Genomic DNA, 1,267 nt, shown 5'->3' on the forward strand with positions numbered 1-1,267 from the left:
TAGTAGAAGGAAGTGTTAACCTGGCAGTATTTCGGCACTCCCTGAAAGTTTTGTCCTGTACATAGACTATTCATCTAGAATAAATGTTTAAACCACTATTAGAAGCCTTTTTTACTCAGCTGTGGAGCTTGTATGCAAAGGGATTAGGACTGTCGAATTTGCGCAGAACCATCTGCCGCAGGGAAGCGGTAGTTGAGCTTCCAGGGAAGGATTGACGGCGTGTTCGAAGTAGATTTGACAGTCTGGGACATTGTTAGCCTATGCTAATAAGTACTGACAATGGGTTATGTGGTGAGCAGCAATGATCAGTCGACAGCGAATGGTGGCAGGAAAAACTTTTGAAGATAAGTTAAACCGTATTCTGGTATTATCCCCATTACCTATTATTACGAATATTTCTTGTATGGATGGACAGGGAATTATAAAAGCGAAAAATGATGTCTATTTAGATATTGGTCATAAAAGTGTGAGGGTAGGTGCGCAAAATTTAGCTCTTCTTTGTTGCTTGGTTTATTTAGTATTTGGAGGGTCACTGTTATTAACTATTATATTTCTCCCTGTATCCAAGTCTGGTTATCAGTTTTTTTTAAATGCTTTCCTTATGGTTTTCTTTGGGATACATTTATTTTATTTATATAATATGTATGAAAGTTATTTACAGTTAAAAAAGCATAAATTTATACGCTTTAACCGCCAGCGTAGACAGGTCGCTTTACCGTTTGGTGAAAAAGGCCAGTTTATAATTATTCCTTGGGAGAAAATATACGCATGGGCTGGCACTACATTGATGTTATCAGACACGACTGCTATACCCTTATCCACATTAACTATTACGATGGCCAGCCCTATAGATGTGACTAATTTCAAAGGACGTTATGAAGTAGCATGTGGAGCAGAGATTAACTGTATCATGCAGTGGGAGTGTATTCGTACATTTATGGAAGATGGTCCTGAAGCGTGTCCAGATCCAAGCAATCTAGACTCATTAGAAGAGTATTTTGATAGTCGGCGTCGTTGGAAAGAGAATAAAATATTAGTCGGTTGGCAAATATATAAACAAAAGATTAGGGACTGGATGCACTATTCGTATTTTGCATACTGGCTCAATGATAAAATTCAAGAGAGACTTGAATACACTGAATTATCAGAAGAAATTAAACGATGGTCTGAATCTATCCCCGAAAGTCAGTGGCGTAAACCCTCACCAGAATTAGAGGAAGCCAATGCATTAGCTATGACTTATTATGAGCAGGGAGGAAAATTGGGT

1 protein-coding gene is annotated in these 1,267 nt (G+C 38.2%); it reads left to right on the forward strand.

Annotated elements, in window-relative coordinates; translation table 11 throughout:
- Positions 1-301: 301 nt before the first annotated feature.
- The coding region (locus F607_RS0127270; protein WP_027710498.1) for a hypothetical protein at positions 302-1,267 on the forward strand (966 nt) is incomplete at its 3' end.

Origin of the sequence: Zooshikella ganghwensis DSM 15267 (assembly GCF_000428585.1) — a bacterium.
GTDB lineage: Bacteria > Pseudomonadota > Gammaproteobacteria > Pseudomonadales > Zooshikellaceae > Zooshikella > Zooshikella ganghwensis.